The following is an 812-nucleotide window of genomic DNA, read 5'->3' on the forward strand; positions in this document are numbered from 1 at the left end:
ACCGCGCCGGGTTCGGCGCCGCGGTCCGGGTGGGGCTGGCCGAGCTGCCCAAACACGCCCCGGCCGACGGTCCGGCCCAGGAATGGCTGTGGCTGCTCCACGATGATTCCGCCCCGGAGCCTGATGCGCTCGAGGAACTGCTGCTCGCCGTGGAAACGGCACCGTCGGTAACCATCGCCGGCTGCAAACAGGTGGACTGGGACGACCCGCGCCGACTGGTCGACGTGGGCCTGACCGTGAGCCGCTGGGCCGAACGGCTGACCATGATCGACGTCGACGAGATGGACCAGGGCCAGTACAACGGCCGCAGCGACTTCTTTGCCGTCAACTCCGCCGGCATGCTGGTGCGCCGCGATGTCTTCGACCAGCTGGGCGGGTTCGATCCGGCCCTGCCCGGGACCGGTGACGACGTGGACCTGTGCTGGCGGAACCGGCTGGCCGGCCACCGCGTGGTGGTTGTCCCCACCGCGAGGGTTCGCCACGCCGCCCGGACCGGCGACCACGGCACCGCAAGGGCAGCCCGCAAGGCTCAGATCCACCTCCGGCTCAAGCATGCGGCCTGGTGGCAGGTACCGTTCCTGTGGATCGGGGCCCTGCTCGGCGGGCTGTACAGCTTCCTGGCCTCGGTGGTGGCCAAGGACCCCATGCACGGGCTGCGGCAGTTGGGTGCCACCCTTGCCGCCTTGTTCCGACCCGCGGGCTTTTTCGCGTCCCGGCGGCAGGCCGCCAAGACGCGCAGGACCTCGCGGGCCATAGTGCGCCCGCTGATGGTCCCGCGGCGCGAGGTCTGGGCCTACCGGCGGTCACTGGCC

1 protein-coding gene is annotated in these 812 nt (G+C 71.3%); it reads left to right on the forward strand.

Features of this window, described 5'->3' with window-relative positions; genetic code table 11:
• Positions 1-812 (forward strand): glycosyltransferase family 2 protein (locus AC5RUJ_RS17490; RefSeq protein WP_494156407.1); only part of this gene is annotated, 812 nt, incomplete at both ends.

Source organism: Arthrobacter sp. Y3223164, assembly GCF_059091005.1.